This window comes from Streptomyces sp. NPDC002133 (genome assembly GCF_040296405.1).
GTDB lineage: Bacteria > Actinomycetota > Actinomycetes > Streptomycetales > Streptomycetaceae > Streptomyces.
Map to the genome: position 1 here is coordinate 1 of NZ_JBEOXF010000143.1, position 1,660 is coordinate 1,660.

Here is a 1,660-nt window from a genome sequence, read left to right on the forward strand (position 1 = left end):
CCTCGCGCTTTCATGAAGCGGGCTGTCCGACAGGCGGTCACACAAGCAGAAAGTGCCTCTGACCAGCGAGAATGAGGATTGTCTAGGTCCTTGTTCCCGCTGAATCCAGAGGCACTTTCCAGGTGAAGAAGCCTATCGGTTCCTACCCTCGTGTCCGCGTCCAGGGGGACGGCCGGGCCGTGGTCTCGCAGGCCGGTTCGGTCCTGCTGATCGAAACCGTCCGCAAGAGCGGCCTTGACCAGGCCATATCCGCAGCCCTGACGCCGTGGCGGAGGCCGCGGGCCGTCCACGACCCCGGCAAGATACTCGTGGACCTCGCGCTGGCGGTCGCGCTCGGCGGGGACTGCCTCGCCGACGTCGCCCTGCTGCGGTCCGAGCCGGCCGTGTTCGGGCCGGTCGCCTCCGACCCGACGGTCTCCCGCCTGGTTGACACCCTCGCCGCCTCCGACGGGAAAGCCCTGACCGCGATCCGGGCCGCACGTTCCGAAGTCCGCCAACGTGTCTGGGAATTGGCCGGGGACCGGGCTCCGGACGCCGGCGGTCAGGTGACCGTGGACCTGGACGGGGTCCTGGTCGTCGCGCACTCGGACAAGCAGGACGCGGCCCCGACCTGGAAGAAGACCTACGGACACCACCCGCTCATGGGGTTCGTCGACCACGGCCCGGGAGGAACCGGCGAACCCGTCGCAGCCCTCCTCCGCCCCGGAAACGCGGGATCGAACACGGCCGCCGACCACATCACCGCCGCCCGTCTTGCTCTGGCCCAACTGCCGAAACAGCACCGGCGGGGACGGCGGACGCTGATCCGCTGTGATTCCGCGGGCGGCACCCACGAGTTCGTGGCCTGGCTCGCCCAGCGCGGGCGTTGGCTGTCCTACTCGGTCGGCATGGTGATCACCGAGGCCATCCACCGGCACGTTCTCAAGATCCCCGCGTCGGCCTGGACGCCTGCGGTCGAGCCGGACGGCGAAGTGAGGGACGGGGCCTGGGTCGCCGAACTCACCGGCGACCTGCTCGACGGCTGGCCGCAGGGCCTTCGGTTGATCGTCCGCAAGGAACGGCCCCATCCCGGAGCCCAGTTGAGGATCACGGACGCGGACGGCATGCGCCTCACCTGCCTCGCCACCAACACCCACGACCGGCCGATCGCCGAACTCGAACTCCGTCACCGGCTCCGAGCCCGCGCGGAGGACCGGATCCGGGCCTCCCGGGCGACCGGCCTGCGGAACCTGCCCCTGCACGACACCACGCAGAACCAGGTCTGGCTGGAGATCGTCCAGATCGCTCTCGACCTGCTGGCCTGGATGCCCATGCTCGCCCTGACCGGCAAAGCCCGGCTCTGGGAACCGCGCCGCCTGCGGTTCCGCCTGTTCTCCGCGGCCGGCCAGCTCGTGACCACCGGCCGGCGCCGCATCCTCCGCCTCACCCGCCACTGGCCCTGGACAGTCGAGATCACAGACGCCCTCGAACGGCTCGCACTCCTGCCGAACCCTGGCTGACCAGCGAACTCACCTGTCCCCGCAAGAGAACGTTCGCGCCGGAGCAGTGGAACCCGGCGTCCACCCGAGACGACACTCGGGCCCTCGGACTGCCCGGCCTCGGCCTTCGACAACGAAATGGGCCGCCGACTTCGTCGGCGGCCCATCAAGAAAGATCGAGG

1 protein-coding gene is annotated in these 1,660 nt (G+C 69.8%); it reads left to right on the forward strand.

The features are described 5' to 3' along the window. Positions 1–122 precede the first annotated feature (122 nt). Entirely contained in the window at positions 123–1,499 is a 1,377-nt protein-coding gene (locus ABT078_RS42470) for an IS1380 family transposase (RefSeq protein WP_351237828.1), read from the forward strand. Positions 1,500–1,660 lie beyond the last annotated feature (161 nt).